Below are 14,722 nucleotides of genomic sequence, written 5' to 3'. Positions count from 1 at the left end.
GTCCTGTCGTCGAACTCCCGCCTGACCCAATGGAGTTCGACGACAGGACCTAGGCCGCGCGCGGCACCGTCGCTGCCGGCTCCGCCCGGTGCATCGAGCCCGCCGCGCCCAGGTCCGCCAGGATCGCGGCCGCGGCCCTGTGGGCCGAGTGCAGCGCACCCTGGACCGTGCTGGTGTCGCGGTGGTCGCCGCAGACGTACAGGCCGGCCAGGAGGCGCACCGGGCGGCGCAGGTCGTGTGGGGGGCGCATCGCCGGGACCGCCTCCGGGGTGTGGTGCACGGCCAGCGTCTCCCAGCGGCGCGTCGAGGTGCCGTAGAGCCGGGAGAGGTGGATGCGTACGGCGGTGTCCACGCTCTGCGGCGGCGGCCCGAGCACGGTCGAGGAGATCAGCACCCGGCCGACCGGCGCCCGGCTCGGGTCCACGTTGCTGAGCACCGCCGTGTGCGCCACCGGCCCGCCCCGGTCGGCGTCCAGCAGCAGCGAGGTGCCCGTGGTGAACGTGGCCGCGGCGTCGTCGGTGGTGTGGTGGACCACGGTCACCGGATGGAAGTCCGGCACCCTGAGGCCCGGCAGCAGCTCCGCCGCGGCCCGCGCGTCCGTCGCCAGCAGCACCGCCCGGCAGCGGATCTCCCCGTGCTCGGCCGTGGTCACCGAGGTGGTGCACACCGACGTCACCCGCACCCCGGTGTGCACCGTGCCGGGCGGCAGGGCCCGCGCCAGCAGCTCCGGCAGGACGTCCGCGCCGCCCTCCGGCACACACAGCCGGCCGCTCGCGAAGGCGCGCAGCGCGAGGTCGGCGCACCGGCTGGAGGTGGTCAGCCCCGGGTCGCACAGCAACGTGGCGAGCAGGGGACGCAGGAAGCCCTCGACGGTGCGGGCCGGCAGCCCGCGCTGGGCGAGGGCCTGGGCGGCGGGCATCTCCGGGCGGGACAGGATGCGCTCGAGCGGGGTGGTGGCGATCCGGCCGAGCGCGGCGCCCAGCCGGGCCTGGTCCATCGCGCCGCCCACCGGCGCGCCGGCCCGGCCCGGAGCCGCTGCCGTACCCCTGGGGGCGCTTGCGAGGGCGCGCACCACATGGAGTGCGCCCCTTGCGCTCCCCGCGGTCGCCGGTGCGCCCGCGCGCTGGGTCCGGCCGTCGCGGTGCAGCAGCACGCCCGGCGCGAAGCGGCGCAGGACCAGCGAGTCCAGGCCCGGGGTGAGCCGGAGTTCGGGATAGGACGAGGAAAGCAGCTGTCCGATGCGGTCGAGCCGGAAACCGTCGACCTTCTCGGTCGACATACGGCCGCCCACGTAAGGGGCGGCCTCCAGGACTGCGGTCGTTACTCCTGCGCTGGTGAGCCGGTGAGCCGCCGAGAGTCCGGCGATTCCGGCTCCCACGATGACGACGTCCACCTGGTACGCGGGCTCAAGCACGAGGCCCCTCCTGTGGTTGCGCGGCCGGTGGAGACGTCATGCCCCCAACAGGCTCCGGGGATACCCGAGTTCGGATCGAGGTTAGGGCCGTGATCGGTCACAAACAGTCGCGCATGAACAGGGCACGGTCGCATGGAGGTCGCATACGGTCACAAGAGGTCGCAGGACATCTCTCGTGTACGGCAGGTCGTCGGGAAGGTGTGCGCCGGACGGTGGGAGCGGCCGTGTCAGGCCGCCCGGATCGCCTCGTCGATGCCGGGGAACGCAAACCGGAACCCCGACTCCAACAGCCGCTTGGGCAGCACCCGTTGACTGCCCAGCACATCCCCGGCCATCTCGCCCAGCGCCGCGCGCAGCACGGGCGCCGGCACCGCGAACGGGGCCGGGCGGTGCAGCACGCGCGCCATCGCCGCCGTGATCTCACGGTTCGTCAGCGGCTGGGGCGCCGTCAGGTTGAACGGCCCGGACAGGGTCTCGGTGTCGATGAGGTGCCGGATCGCCGCGACCTCGTCGTGCAGGGCGATGTACGACCAGTACTGCCGCCCGTCGCCCAGCCGGCCCCCGAGCCCCGCCCGGAACAGCGGGAACAGCCGGCCCCAGGCCCCACCGCCCCGGGCCACCACCAGCCCCGTGCGCGCGAACACCGTCCGTACGCCCGCCTCCTGCGCGGGCGCCGCCGCCTCCTCCCACTCCACGCACAGCCCCGGCAGGAACCCGTCGCCCGGCGGTGCCTCCTCGTCCACCGCCCGGTCGCCGGTGTCGCCGTAGAAGCCGATCGCGCTGCCGCTGACGAAGACCTGCGGCGGCTCGGGCAGCGCGGCCACCGCCTCCGCCAGTGCGGCCGTGCCCAGCACCCGGCTGTCCCGCAGCAGCCGCTTGTACGCCGGTGTCCAGCGCCGGTCGCCGATCCCGGCCCCGGCCAGATCGACCACCGCCGCACAGCCGGTCAGCCCGGCCGCGTCCACATACTGGCCCTCGGGATCCCAGCAGACCTCGTCCGGCCCCGCCGCCGCCCGCCGCACCAGCCGTACGACCTCGTGCCCGTCCGCCGTCAGGGACCGCACCAGGGCGCTGCCGATGAGCCCGGACGCACCCGCCACCGCGATTCGCATACGTTCCATGGCCCCAGCATGCCCGTACCGAAACCCCGTGGGGCGATACGGCCGTCCGCCGTAGGGTGATCGTCATGCCGGAGCCGTACATACGCATCGCCGTGGCCGCCGACGAGGACGGCCTCGCCCTCCTCGACCGGGCCACATGGTCCACCCTGCACGCGGTCTCGCCCCCGCCCGAGCCGCCGTTCTTCGACGAGCGCCACCTGCCTCAGGACTACCTGGTGGCCGAGGCCGACGAGCGGATCGTGGGCTACATCCGCCTCGGCCGCCCGACCCCGCTCGCCTCCAACGTGCACGTCCTGCAGATCCAGGGCCTCGCCGTCCGCGACGAGGCGCGCGGGCAGGGCGTGGGGCGCGCCCTGATCCGGGCCGCCGTCGAGGAGGCGCGCAGGCGCGGTGCGCGGCGGCTGAGCCTGCGCGTGCTCGGGCACAACGCCCCGGCCCGCGCGCTCTACGAGTCCGAGGGGTTCGCCGTCGAGGGCGTACAGCCCGAGGAGTTCCTCCTCGACGGTGCCTACGTCGACGACGTGCTCATGGGTCGCATGCTGTAGCGGCAGCGACAGGCGCGACGGCAGTGGCGGCTAGGAGCTGACCAGCTGTCCCGTGTCCACCGGTGCCGTCGCCGTGGCGGCGCTGCGCGCGTCGCCCGCCACCTCGGCCGCCGTCAGCGCGTACCCCGTCTCGACGTCCGAGGTGGAGCGGGCGAAGACCACGCCGAACACCCTGCCGTCCGTGGTCAGCAGCGGGCCGCCGGAGTTGCCCGGGCGGACCGTGGAGCGGATCGAGTAGATGTCCCGGGTGACCGTGCCGTCGTTGTAGATGTTCTGCCCGGTCGCCTGCACCCGGCTCGCCACCGTCGCCGCCTGCAGGTTCAGGCCGCCGTCCTGCGGATAGCCCGCGACCACCGCCGAGTTGCCGCGCGACGCGCTCGTGTCGAAGCGCAGCACCGGGGCGCGCAGGCCCGGCACGTACAGCACGGCCACGTCCCGGTCGGGGTCGAAGAGCACCACCCGGGCGTCGTACGACCGCCCGACCCCGCCGATGCGCACGCTCGGGTGGTCGATGCCCGCCACCACGTGCGCGTTGGTCATCACCCGCTCCGAGGCGTAGACGAAACCGCTGCCCTCACGGCCCTCGTTGCCCGAGATGCCCTCGATCTTCACCGTGCTCAGCTTTGCCGCGCTGGTCGCGGCCGGGGTCACACTGTCGCCCGAGGGACGGGCCACCTGGGCCGTCGACTCGTTCTCGAACGGGTTGAAGACCTGCGGGAAACCCGCCTCGGTCAGCGCCGACGTGGCCCGCGAGAACCACGCGGGTGTCGTGTCCGGCATCGCCTGCTGCACCGCGCCCAGCAGCGTCGAGTTCCGTATCGCCGTCGCCAGTGCCTGTGACGGGGCCGCGCCCAGCACGCTCGCCGCGACCCAGGCCACGATCAGCACGGCGACCGAGTTGGCCGCCGCACCCCCTATCCCGTCCGCCACCCGCAGCGGACCGCGGTCCAGCTCCCCGCGCAGCCGCAGCGCCAGCCGGCCCGCCAGCTCGTGCCCCATCACCGCGGGCACCAGCACCGTCATCACCGCGAGCACCGTCGCCGTCGCCGTACCGCGCGCCACCAGGCCGGTCACCCAGGGCAGCACCCACACGCCGACGACGGCGCCGCCGACGAACCCCGCCAGCGAGACGCAGCCGGCCACCAGCCCGCGCCGGTAACCCGACACCGCATAGCCGAGGATCACCAGCACAAGCACCAGGTCGAGCAGGTCCACGGAGCCGCCTTTCTCTCGGACCCCTCAGTACGGACGGGACGGGCCCGGTGATCAGTCACCCACACTTCAGCGGCCGCCGCGCGCCGAACCGACCACGTATGTGTGTACCCCCAGAAACGTCCCGGACCAGGACGATGGTTCCACCGGGTGGCACAGCGCACATCGCGGGCACGGCGTGTCGGCTTGAGAGTGGAACCATGCGTGCTTTGCGAAGATCGCTGAGAAGGCTGAGGAGAGCGGGCGGACCGTGGAGACGGTGGAGACCGCGAAGACCGGGAAGAGCGGGCGGACCGTGGAGACGGTGGGGACCGCGAAGGCCGGGAACCCCGGGGGTGCAGGCGAGGCTGCCCGAGGTCCAGGCGGCGCAGGGGACGTCCGAGGCGCCGGAGCCGGTGTTCGCGCTCTCGGCGGCGTCGCAGACGCCCGGGGCCACTGAGCCGGTGGGGTCACGGCGGCGGCGATGGGGTGTCCGGATCCCGCGTCCGCTGCTGATGCTCTTCGGGTGTCTGCCCGGGGTGTCCGCCCTGCTCGCGCTGGCGCTGTTCGCCCGGGGGGCCGACGGACCCGTCACGGTGCGGGTCGACCGGCACGTCGCGGGCCCGGCGACGACGGCCTACCGCGCCGCCCGGCCGCACATCCTGCCCCGGTCCGTCTGGCTGGCCGGCCTCACCCGGCGCAACCAGCCGCCCGCGCGCTACGACGACAAGGTGGTCGCCGTCTTCATCCACCACACCGACTCGCCGGGCGGCTACGACTGCGCCGACGCGCCCGCCATCATCCGCCACCTGTACGCGGGCCAGACGGGCGACCGCCGCTGGGACGACATCGGCTACAACTTCATCGTCGACCGCTGCGGCACCATCTACGAGGGCCGCGCCGGTGGCGTCGACCGGCCCGTCATCGGCGCCCACACCCTGGGCTTCAACCACCGCACCGCCGGGATCGCCGCCCTGGGCACCTTCACCGGGGGCGTCCCCGTGCCCAAGGCCATGACCGACGCGATCGCCGCCCTGGCCGCCTGGAAACTCGGGCTCGCCGGCGTCGACCCGCGCGGCAGCGTCCGCCTGCGCTCCAGCAACAGCCACAGCCGTTACAAGGCCGGCACCGCCGCCACGCTGCCCACGCTCGCCGGCCACGACGCCGGTTACATGACCAGCTGTCCCGGCGCCGCCCTCACCGCCCGCCTGCCCGAGATCCGCGAGGCGGCCGCCCGCCTCCAGGGCCGCATCCCGCGTACGCCGCCCACGACGCACAGGCCGTCCACGGCCCGTAAGCCGTCCACGGCCCCTGCGCCGTCCACGGCCCGCAAGCCGTCCACAGGGACCCCATAGGCGCTCCTCAGCCTGCTGCGAGCCGTGCGCCCTACGGTCGGGTACGACGACGAGCCGACCGGAGGCGGGGCGACGATGAGCGGTCGTACACAGCGACAGGAACAGCACACCGGCAACTCCCGGCGGTCCGGGTCCGCGCCGCGATCCCTGTGGGGGCGGGCGGCGCGCAGCCCCTGGACCGTGGTCTGCGTCGTCGCCGCGGTGGTGGTGGGCCCGGCCGCCGAAACGGCGTCCGCGCTCGACCGGGCCAACGCGGCGCCACCCCTGCACATTCCGTCCCACGAAGGCCCCAAGTCCCTTGCATGACAAGGCAGTCGGGCTCGTGAGAGGGCTTCAGCCCTTGAAACGATCCCAGAGCTTGGGATAAAGCTCCGTGAGGACAGCTTCGTTCTCGAAGTCGATCGAGGTGCCCTCCGGCTCGGCGGGCGCCGGGGCGATGCCCAGATCGGGTGCGACGGTGCCGGTCAGCTGTTCGTAGGCCTCGTCGGCCGCGTAGCCCAGCTCCTCGCCGTCGCCGTCGATCTCCTCGTCGAACTCGTCCAGCAACTCGGCCAGCGAGTCCGGGTCGTGCAGGGCGCCCTCGAAGACCTCCCGGCCCTGGCCGATCAGCCAGCACCGGAAGAAGTCGAACGCGTCGTCACTGGCCCCGTCCAGCAGCACCCAGGCGGCGCCCCACAGGTCCCAGCGGTAGCCGCGGTTGTAGCGGGCCTCGAAGTGACGGGCGAAGTCCAGCACCATGTCCGGGTCCAGCTGGAGCAGCCGGTCCACGAGCAGGTCGGCCTGCTCCTCGGGGTCGCCCTCGGCGGCCTCGCGGGTGGTGTCGATCAGCTCCCAGAACTCCGTCTCGTCCATCACGGCACCAGCATCGGGCCTCGACCGGTGCGACGCACGCGGAGTACACCGGAGTACGGCGGATCGTTATCCGGCGTCGACGCGGCCGTACAGCGCCGCGAGGCGGGCCGCGTGCGCGGCGAAGCGCTCCCGCAGGCTCTCCGGGGCCAGCACCTCGGCCTCCGCGCCGAGCGCCGTCAGCTGCGTGTACGCGACCTCTTCCGACTCCACGGGCAGCGTCACCGTCACCCAGCCCCCGTCGTCCGGCTCATGCCCGTCGCCGAGCGCCTCGCGCGCGGCCTGCGGATCGACCACGTGCCGCAGCCGGCGCACACCCGTCAAGGACAGCCGTACGACGACCTCGGCGCGCAGGATCGAGCGCGCGAACCCCTCCGCCTGCCCGGCCCAGTGCTCCGGCAGGTCGAAGCCCGGGGCGCGGGTGAAGCGCTCGGCCTGCTGTTCCACGCCGTCGAACCGGTCGAGCCGGTACGTACGGAAGGCACCACCACTGTCGGCCACCCGCGCGCACAGGTACCAGACCCCCGCCTTCAGCACGAGCCCGTACGGCTCCAGCTCCCGCTCGACCGTGCTCTGCCCGCGCCGGTAGACCGCGCGGATCCGCCGGTCGTCCCACACCGCCTCGGCCACCGCCGGCAGCAGCGCGGGCGTCTCCGGCTCCCGGAACCAGGCCGGCGCGTCCAGATGGAACCGCTGGGACGCGCTGTCCGGGGCGTCCCGCAGCGAGGGCAGCAGCGCGGCCGACACCTTCAGCCGGGCGGCCGAGGCGGCGTCCTCCAGGCCCATCTCCCTGAGCGCCGTCGGCACCCCGCTCAGGAACAGCGCCTCGGCCTCGCTCCTGGCCAGTCCTGTCAGCCGCGTGCGATACCCGCCGACCAGCCGATACCCGCCGGCCCGCCCCCGGTCGGCGTAGACCGGCACCCCCGCCTCCGACAGCGCCTGCGCGTCCCGTGTGACCGTCCGCTCCGACACCTCCAGCTCCCGGGCAAGCTCGGCCGCGGTCATGGTGGGCCGGGACTGGAGGAGGAGCACCATCTTGATGAGACGAGCGGCGCGCATCCCCTCATCATGCCGGGGGCCACTGACAAAGGACCACAGAGGAACAGGGGAACAAGGAGAGACGAAGAAGGGGTACGGCAAGTCGCCGTACCCCTTCACCGCACCTCAGTGCTTACAGCCCGTACCGCTCCCGGGCCTCCTTGACCGCGGTGGCCTTGACCTCGCCGCGCCTCGCGAGCTGGGCCAGGGCCGCGACGACGATCGACTCGGCGTCGACGCCGAAGTGGCGGCGAGCGGCGTCGCGGGTGTCCGAGAGGCCGAAGCCGTCGGCGCCCAGCGAGGAGTAGTCCTGCTCGACCCACTGCGCGATCTGGTCCGGGACCTGGCGCATGTAGTCGGAGACCGCGAGGACCGGGCCCTCGGCACCCTGCAGGGCCTGGCGGACGAACGGCACGCGCTCCTCGCCGCGCAGCAGGGCCGCGTCGGCCTCCATCGCGTCGCGGCGCAGCTCGGTCCAGGAGGTCGCGGACCAGACGTCGGCCGCGACACCCCACTCCTCGGCGAGCAGCTTCTGCGCCTCGACGGCCCAGTGGATCGCCGTACCGGAGCCCAGCAGCTGGATGCGCGGGGCGTTGGCCGCCGGGGACAGGCCCGCGGACTCCGCCGTGTTGAAGCGGTACAGACCCTTGACGATGCCCTCGTCGATGCCGAGGCCCTGCGGCTTGGCGGGCTGCGGCAGCGGCTCGTTGTAGACCGTCAGGTAGTAGAAGACGTTCTGGTCCTCGCCCGGCTTGGCCTCGCCGTACATCCGGCGCAGACCCTCACGCACGATCACCGCGATCTCGTAGGCGAACGCCGGGTCGTACGACAGCGCGGCCGGGTTGGTGGCGGCGATCACCGGGGAGTGGCCGTCGGCGTGCTGCAGGCCCTCGCCCGTCAGGGTCGTACGGCCCGCGGTCGCGCCGACGAGGAAGCCGCGGCCGAGCTGGTCGCCGAGCTGCCACATCTGGTCGGCCGTGCGCTGCCAGCCGAACATCGAGTAGAAGATGTAGAACGGGATCATCGCCTCGCCGTGCGTCGCGTACGACGACGAAGCGGCGATGAAGTCGGCCATCGAACCGGCCTCGGTGATCCCCTCGTTGAGGATCTGGCCGTTCTTGGCCTCCTTGTAGTACATCAGCTGGTCGCGGTCGACCGGCTCGTACGTCTGGCCCTTGGGGGAGTAGATCCCGAGGGACGGGAACAGCGACTCCATTCCGAAGGTGCGCGCCTCGTCGGGGACGATCGGCACCCAGCGCCTGCCCGTCTCCTTGTCGCGGACCAGGTCCTTGACCAGGCGGACGAAGGCCATCGTGGTGGCCACGTTCTGCGAGCCGGAGCCCTTGTCGAAGGAGGCGAACGCCTTCTCGGCGGGCGTCGGCAGCGGGGCCAGCGCGTGGGTACGGCGGGCCGGGGCCGGGCCGCCGAGGGCCGCGCGGCGCTCCTGGAGGTAGCGGACCTCGGGGGAGTCGGCGCCCGGGTGGCCGTAGGGGACCACGCCGTCGGTGAAGTCGCTGTCCTTGATCGGCAGGCCGAGCAGGTCCCGCATCGTCTTGAACTCGTCCACCGTCAGCTTCTTCATCTGGTGGTTGGCGTTCTTCGACGCGAAGCCGTCGCCCAGGGTGTGGCCCTTGACCGTCTGGGCCAGGATCACGGTCGGCGCACCCTTGTGCTCGACGGCGGCCCTGTAGGCGGCGTAGACCTTGCGGGCCTCGTGACCGCCGCGCGAGAGGTGGAAGCACTCGAGGATCTTGTCGTCGCTCAGCAGCTTCGCCAGCTCGGCGAGCGCCGGGTCCTTGCCGAAGAAGTCGGCGCGGATGTAGGCGGCGTCGCGGGTCTGGTACGTCTGGACCTGCGCGTCCGGTACCTCGCGCAGGCGGCGTACCAGCGCGCCCGTGGTGTCGAGGGCGAACAGCTCGTCCCAGGCGGAGCCCCACAGGGTCTTGACGACGTTCCAGCCGGCACCGCGGAACTGGGCCTCCAGCTCCTGCACGATCTTGAAGTTGGCGCGGACCGGGCCGTCGAGGCGCTGCAGGTTGCAGTTGATGACGAAGGTCAGGTTGTCCAGGCCCTCGCGGGAGGCGAGCGCGAGTGCGGCCGTCGACTCCGGCTCGTCCATCTCGCCGTCGCCGAGGAACGCCCACACGTGCGAGGCGGAGACGTCCTTGATGCCGCGGTTGGTGAGGTAGCGGTTGAAACGCGCCTGGTAGATGGCGGAGAGCGGGCCGAGGCCCATCGACACCGTCGGGAACTCCCACAGCCAGGGCAGCCGGCGCGGGTGCGGGTACGACGGCAGGCCGTTGCCGCCGGCCTCCTGGCGGAAGTTGTCGAGGTGCGCCTCGGTGAGGCGGCCGTCGAGGAAGGCGCGGGCGTAGATGCCGGGGGAGGCGTGGCCCTGGATGTACAGCTGGTCGCCGGAGCCGTCCCCCTCCTTGCCCTTGAAGAAGTGGTTGAAGCCGGTCTCGTACAACCATGCGGCGGAGGCGAAGGTGGCGATGTGGCCGCCGACGCCGTGCTTGGAGCCGCGGGTCACCATGGCGGCCGCGTTCCAGCGGTTCCAGGCCGTGATCCGGGCCTCCATCTCCGGGTCACCGGGCAGACCCGGCTCGGCGGAGGTGGGGATGGTGTTGACGTAGTCCGTCTCGAGGAGCTTCGGCAGCGCGATGCCGCCCGCCTCGGCGCGCTCCAGCGTGCGGCGCATCAGGTATGCGGCGCGGTGCGGCCCGGCCTCCCGGGCGACGGCGTCGAGGGAGGCCTGCCATTCGGCGGTCTCCTCCGGGTCGCGGTCGGGGAGCTGGTCGAGCGCGCTCGGCTGGATGGCGTTGGGGTCGGTCATGTCGCCGCCTTCCTCAGTCGAAGGGGGTTCCCTCATCGGTAAGGGTTCGGGGGTGCCCTAGGTCTTTGGCAGGACAGGGCGCGGACTTCGGTGGAAGTCCGTCGGTGACTGTAACTCCCTGATCGATGATCGATCAAAGGGTTGAGGGGCAAAACCTCTCGATTACGAGAAAGTCGGCACGCGGTGCCTTCGATCAGGGCACCGAGTGTCGGTTCCGAGGCGCGTTTTCGCAGGTCGAGCCACGTTTGAGCGGGGCTCTGCTCGCCGGTGCCAGGGCAGGTTACGGTCGCGGGGCGCAGCCGAGGACGTGGGACTTCACCAGCTCCGCGATCCGCGGATCCCGGCGCCTGAAGGCCTGCACCAGCTCCTCGTGCTCCTCGGCGTACGACTGCTGGACCGTGCCCAGCCAGCGGATGGACAGCGCCGTGAAGACCTCGATGCCGAGGCCCTCCCAGGTGTGCAGCAGGACGGAGTTGTGCGCCGCGCGGACCAGTTCGCGATGGAAGCCGACCGTGTGTCGGACCTGGGCGGTGCCGTCGGCCTCGCGGTCGGCCTCGTACAGGGCCAGGACGTGCGGCTCCAGGGCCGAGCAGTCCTCGGCGAGGCGGTCGGCCGCCAGCTCCGCCGCGATGGCCTCCAGGCCCGCCCGGACCGGGTAGCTCTCCTCCAGGTCGGCCGCGGTCAGGTTCCGCACCCGCACGCCCTTGTTCGGCGCGGACTCGATCAGGCGCAGGGACTCCAGCTCGCGCAGGGCCTCACGGACCGGGGTCTGGCTGACCTCCAGCTCGGTGGCGATACGGCGCTCCACGATCCGCTCGCCCGGCTGCCAGCGCCCGCTGACGATTCCCTCCACGATGTGCTCGCGGATCTGTTCGCGCAGCGAGTGGATGACGGGCGCGGTCATTTGGTCTCCTTAGGGAGGGCTGACGTTTAGACAATACGGCGGGTTCGCTCCGTGGGTGCGGCACGCGGGGGTGCTTTCGTGCAGGTGAGACGAGGCTTACACGCGATGTGTGCCGCCAAACACGAACACCCCGCCCGGAAAAATCCGGACGGGGTGCCGTACTGCCCGATCAGGCCGGGACGCTCGATCCGGGTCAGAGACCCAGCTCGACCTCGAACTCGCCGGCCTCCAGGATCGCCTTGACCGTCGTCAGGTAACGGGCCGCGTCGGCGCCGTCGACCAGGCGGTGGTCGTAGGAGAGGGTCAGGTAGGTCATGTCGCGGACGCCGATGACCGTGCCCTCCTCGGTCTCGATGACGGCCGGACGCTTGACCGTGGCACCGATGCCGAGGATCGCGACCTGGCCCGGCGGCACGATGATCGTGTCGAACAGCGCGCCGCGCGAACCGGTGTTGGAGATGGTGAAGGTCGCGCCGGACAGCTCGTCCGGGGTGATCTTGTTGGCGCGGACCTTGCCCGCCAGCTCCGCCGTGGCCTTGGCGATGCCCGCGATGTTGAGGTCGCCGGCGTGCTTGATGACCGGGGTCATCAGGCCCTTCTCGGAGTCCACCGCGATACCGATGTTCTCGGAGTCGAAGTAGGTGATCGTGCCCTCGGCCTCGTTGATCTTGGCGTTGATGACCGGGTGGGCCTTGAGCGCCTGCGCGGCGGCCTTGACGAAGAACGGCATCGGGGAGAGCTTGACGCCCTCACGGGCCGCGAAGGAGTCCTTCGCCTTGGCGCGCAGCTTCATCAGGCGGGTGACGTCGACCTCGACGACCGACGACAGCTGGGCCTGCTCGTGCAGCGCCTTGACCATGTTGTCGCCGATGACCTTGCGGATGCGGGGCATCTTGACGGTCTGGCCGCGCAGCGGGGAGACCTCCAGCGCCGGGGCCTTCTTGGCGGCGGCCGGGGCGGCGGCAGCGGCCGGAGCCGGAGCAGCGGCGGCGGCCTTCGCGGCCTCGGCGGCGGCGATGACGTCCTGCTTGCGGATACGACCGCCGACGCCGGTGCCCTTGACGGTGGCGAGGTCGACGCCGTTCTCGGCGGCGAGCTTGCGCACCAGCGGGGTGACGTACGCACCCTCGTCCGTCGCCTGGGCGGCGGCCGGAGCGGCGGCGGGGGCCGGGGTGACCGGGGCCGGGGCCGGGGCGGGCGCCGGCGCGGCCGGAGCCACCGGAGCCGGGGCAGCGGCGACCGGGGCCGGAGCGGCCGGAGCCGGGGCAGCCGGAGCCGCGGGGGCGGCCGGAGCCGGAGCCGGAGCCGGAGCGGCCGGGGCAGCGGCGGCGGGCGCCGGGGCGGCCGGAGCCGGAGCGGCGGCCGGGGCGGCACCCGGGGCGCCGATGACGGCGAGCTTGGCGCCGACCTCGGCGGTCTCGTCCTCGTTCACCACGATCTCGAGCAGCACGCCGGAGGCGGGCGCCGGGATCTCGGTGTCGACCTTGTCCGTGGAGACCTCGAGCAGCGGCTCGTCGGCCTCGACGGAGTCACCGACCGACTTCAGCCAGCGGGTGACGGTGCCCTCGGTGACCGACTCACCGAGCGCGGGCAGGACCACGTCCGTGCCGGTCGCGCCACCGGCGGGGGCGGCGGGGGCGGCGGCCGGGGCCGGGGCCGCGGGGGCCTCGGCGACCGGGGCCGGAGCGGCGGGGGCGGCCGGGGCCGGGGTCTCGACCGCGGCGGGGGCCGGGGCGGCCGCGGGGGCGCCGGAGCCGTCGTCGATGATGGCCAGCTCGGCGCCGACCTCGACCGTCTCGTCCTCGGCGACCTTGATGGAGGCCAGCACGCCGGAGGCGGGCGAGGGGATCTCGGTGTCGACCTTGTCGGTCGAGACCTCGAGCAGCGGCTCGTCGGCCTCGACGCGCTCGCCCTCGGCCTTCAGCCAGCGGGTGACAGTGCCCTCGGTGACGCTCTCACCGAGCGCCGGAAGGGTTACGGAAACCGCCATGGTTTCGGTTGCTCCTTACGAATTGCGGAAGTCTGTGTCGTCGCGCCCGTTGACCGAAGGCTCAGTCGTGGGAGTGCAGCGGCTTGCCGGCGAGCGCCAGGTGCGCCTCGCCCATCGCCTCGTTCTGCGTCGGGTGGGCGTGGATGAGCTGGGCGACCTCGGCCGGCAGCGCCTCCCAGTTGTAGATCAGCTGGGCTTCGCCGACCTGCTCACCCATGCGGTCGCCGACCATGTGGACGCCGACCACGGCACCGTCCTTGACCTGGACGAGCTTGATCTCGCCCGAGGTGTTGAGGATCTTGCTCTTGCCGTTGCCCGCCAGGTTGTACTTCAGAGCGACGACCTTGTCCGCGCCGTAGATCTCCTTGGCCTTGGCCTCGGTGATGCCGACGGAGGCGACCTCCGGGTGGCAGTACGTCACCCGCGGGACACCGTCGTAGTCGATCGGAACGACCTTCAGACCGGCCAGACGCTCCGCCACCAGGATGCCCTCGGCGAAGCCGACGTGCGCGAGCTGGAGCGTCGGGACGAGGTCACCGACGGCGGAGATGGTCGGGACGTTGGTCCGCATGTACTCGTCGACCAGGACGTAGCCACGGTCCATGGCGACGCCCTGCTCCTCGTAACCGAGGCCCTGGGAGACCGGGCCGCGGCCGACGGCGACGAGCAGGACCTCGGCCTCGAACTCCTTGCCGTCGGCAAGGGTGACCTTCACGCCGTCCTGCGTGTACTCGGCCTTCTGGAAGAAGGTGCCGAGGTTGAACTTGATGCCGCGCTTGCGGAACGCGCGCTCAAGAAGCTTCGAAGAGTTCTCGTCCTCGACCGGGACGAGGTGCTTGAGGCCCTCGATGACCGTGACGTCGGAACCGAAGGACTTCCACGCCGAGGCGAACTCGACGCCGATGACACCGCCGCCCAGGATGATCGCGGACTTGGGCACGCGGTCCAGGACGAGGGCGTGGTCGGAGGAGATGATGCGGTTGCCGTCGATCTCCAGGCCCGGCAGCGACTTGGGCACGGAGCCGGTCGCCAGCAGCACGTGGCGGCCCTGGATGCGCTGGCCGTTGACGTCCACGGAGGTGGGGGAGGAGAGCCGGCCCGTACCCTCGATGTACGTCACCTTCCGGGACGCGATGAGGCCCTGGAGACCCTTGTACAGGCCGGCGATGACGCCGTCCTTGTACTTGTGGACGGCCGGGACGTCGATGCCCTCGAAGGTCGCCTTCACACCGAACTGCTCGCTCTCGCGGGCCTGGTCGGCGATCTCGCCCGCGTGCAGCAGGGCCTTGGTGGGGATGCAACCCCGGTGCAGGCAGGTGCCGCCGACCTTGTCCTTCTCGATCAGGGCGACGTCCAGGCCCAGCTGCGCCCCGCGCAGGGCCGCGGCGTAACCACCGCTACCACCGCCGAGGATCACTAGGTCGAAAACGGTGCTGGCGTCGTTCGCCACGTCACGTCCTCCATGCATGTGCGCCGTAC

General features: G+C 72.3%; 12 protein-coding genes. 3 read left to right on the top strand and 9 right to left on the bottom strand.

Going from position 1 to position 14,722, the window contains the following annotated elements; genetic code table 11:
* Positions 1–49: 49 nt before the first annotated feature.
* Together GQF42_RS13960 and GQF42_RS13955 are read right to left on the bottom strand one after the other, a co-directional pair.
* Entirely contained in the window at positions 50–1,414 is a 1,365-nt protein-coding gene (locus tag GQF42_RS13960; RefSeq protein ID WP_158919956.1) for an NAD(P)/FAD-dependent oxidoreductase, read from the bottom strand.
* Between the two features lie 227 nt (positions 1,415–1,641).
* Positions 1,642–2,535 carry a TIGR01777 family oxidoreductase gene (locus GQF42_RS13955; protein WP_158919955.1) on the bottom strand — a complete coding sequence of 298 codons (894 nt, stop codon included), beginning with the start codon at positions 2,533–2,535 and terminating at the stop codon, positions 1,642–1,644.
* 65 nt (positions 2,536–2,600) lie between these two features.
* Between GQF42_RS13955 and GQF42_RS13950 the strand changes: the two genes are divergently transcribed.
* On the top strand, positions 2,601–3,080 hold the full coding sequence (locus GQF42_RS13950) for a GNAT family N-acetyltransferase (protein ID WP_199272675.1): 480 nt from the start codon (positions 2,601–2,603) through the stop codon (positions 3,078–3,080).
* A gap of 30 nt (positions 3,081–3,110) precedes the next feature.
* On the opposite strand, the gene GQF42_RS13945 is transcribed toward GQF42_RS13950, so the two are convergent.
* Positions 3,111–4,295 carry a MarP family serine protease gene (locus GQF42_RS13945; RefSeq protein WP_158919953.1) on the bottom strand — a complete coding sequence of 395 codons (1,185 nt, stop codon included), beginning with the start codon at positions 4,293–4,295 and terminating at the stop codon, positions 3,111–3,113.
* A gap of 491 nt (positions 4,296–4,786) precedes the next feature.
* Here GQF42_RS13945 and GQF42_RS13940 point away from each other — a divergent pair, with 491 nt between their 5' ends.
* On the top strand, positions 4,787–5,626 hold the full coding sequence (locus GQF42_RS13940; protein WP_158930114.1) for a peptidoglycan recognition protein family protein: 840 nt from the start codon (positions 4,787–4,789) through the stop codon (positions 5,624–5,626).
* A gap of 75 nt (positions 5,627–5,701) precedes the next feature.
* Complete coding sequence (locus GQF42_RS13935; protein WP_158919952.1) at positions 5,702–5,932, top strand: hypothetical protein; 231 nt, start codon at positions 5,702–5,704, stop codon at positions 5,930–5,932.
* A 27-nt stretch (positions 5,933–5,959) separates the two neighbouring features.
* Here the strand turns inward: GQF42_RS13935 and GQF42_RS13930 are convergent, their stop codons facing one another.
* The 6 genes from GQF42_RS13930 to lpdA all read right to left on the bottom strand — a co-directional run bounded on the left by GQF42_RS13930 (position 5,960) and on the right by lpdA (position 14,693).
* Complete coding sequence (locus GQF42_RS13930; protein WP_158930112.1) at positions 5,960–6,478, bottom strand: DUF4240 domain-containing protein; 519 nt, start codon at positions 6,476–6,478, stop codon at positions 5,960–5,962.
* A gap of 66 nt (positions 6,479–6,544) precedes the next feature.
* Entirely contained in the window at positions 6,545–7,534 is a 990-nt protein-coding gene (locus GQF42_RS13925) for a helix-turn-helix transcriptional regulator (protein WP_158919951.1), read from the bottom strand.
* 112 nt (positions 7,535–7,646) lie between these two features.
* The gene (aceE, locus tag GQF42_RS13920) at positions 7,647–10,349 is read right to left on the bottom strand and encodes a pyruvate dehydrogenase (acetyl-transferring), homodimeric type (RefSeq protein WP_158919950.1); all 2,703 of its coding nucleotides are present in this window, start codon (positions 10,347–10,349) and stop codon (positions 7,647–7,649) included.
* A gap of 280 nt (positions 10,350–10,629) precedes the next feature.
* Positions 10,630–11,253, bottom strand: a complete 624-nt coding sequence (locus GQF42_RS13915) for a GntR family transcriptional regulator (protein ID WP_158919949.1) — start codon at positions 11,251–11,253, stop codon at positions 10,630–10,632.
* 193 nt (positions 11,254–11,446) lie between these two features.
* Positions 11,447–13,243, bottom strand: coding sequence for a 2-oxoglutarate dehydrogenase, E2 component, dihydrolipoamide succinyltransferase (sucB, locus tag GQF42_RS13910; RefSeq protein WP_158919948.1), 1,797 nt, complete (start codon positions 13,241–13,243; stop codon positions 11,447–11,449).
* A gap of 61 nt (positions 13,244–13,304) precedes the next feature.
* Positions 13,305–14,693, bottom strand: a complete 1,389-nt coding sequence (lpdA, locus tag GQF42_RS13905; RefSeq protein ID WP_158919947.1) for a dihydrolipoyl dehydrogenase — start codon at positions 14,691–14,693, stop codon at positions 13,305–13,307.
* Positions 14,694–14,722: the final 29 nt, after the last annotated feature.

It is taken from the genome of Streptomyces broussonetiae (assembly GCF_009796285.1).
In the GTDB taxonomy this organism is placed as follows: domain Bacteria; phylum Actinomycetota; class Actinomycetes; order Streptomycetales; family Streptomycetaceae; genus Streptomyces; species Streptomyces broussonetiae.
The sequence above is the reverse complement of the archived record's forward strand: the minus strand, read 5'-3'. Positions and strand labels throughout refer to the sequence as shown.

Coding starts and splice junctions, on each gene's coding strand:
- GQF42_RS13955 (WP_158919955.1), bottom strand. CDS start 2,535: ATGGAACGTATGCGAATCGCGGTGGCGGGTGCGTCCGGGCTCATCGGC.
- aceE (WP_158919950.1), bottom strand. CDS start 10,349: ATGACCGACCCCAACGCCATCCAGCCGAGCGCGCTCGACCAGCTCCCC.
- GQF42_RS13935 (WP_158919952.1), top strand. CDS start 5,702: ATGAGCGGTCGTACACAGCGACAGGAACAGCACACCGGCAACTCCCGG.
- GQF42_RS13925 (WP_158919951.1), bottom strand. CDS start 7,534: ATGCGCGCCGCTCGTCTCATCAAGATGGTGCTCCTCCTCCAGTCCCGG.
- GQF42_RS13950 (WP_199272675.1), top strand. CDS start 2,601: ATGCCGGAGCCGTACATACGCATCGCCGTGGCCGCCGACGAGGACGGC.
- GQF42_RS13940 (WP_158930114.1), top strand. CDS start 4,787: ATGCTCTTCGGGTGTCTGCCCGGGGTGTCCGCCCTGCTCGCGCTGGCG.
- GQF42_RS13915 (WP_158919949.1), bottom strand. CDS start 11,253: ATGACCGCGCCCGTCATCCACTCGCTGCGCGAACAGATCCGCGAGCAC.
- sucB (WP_158919948.1), bottom strand. CDS start 13,243: ATGGCGGTTTCCGTAACCCTTCCGGCGCTCGGTGAGAGCGTCACCGAG.
- GQF42_RS13930 (WP_158930112.1), bottom strand. CDS start 6,478: ATGGACGAGACGGAGTTCTGGGAGCTGATCGACACCACCCGCGAGGCC.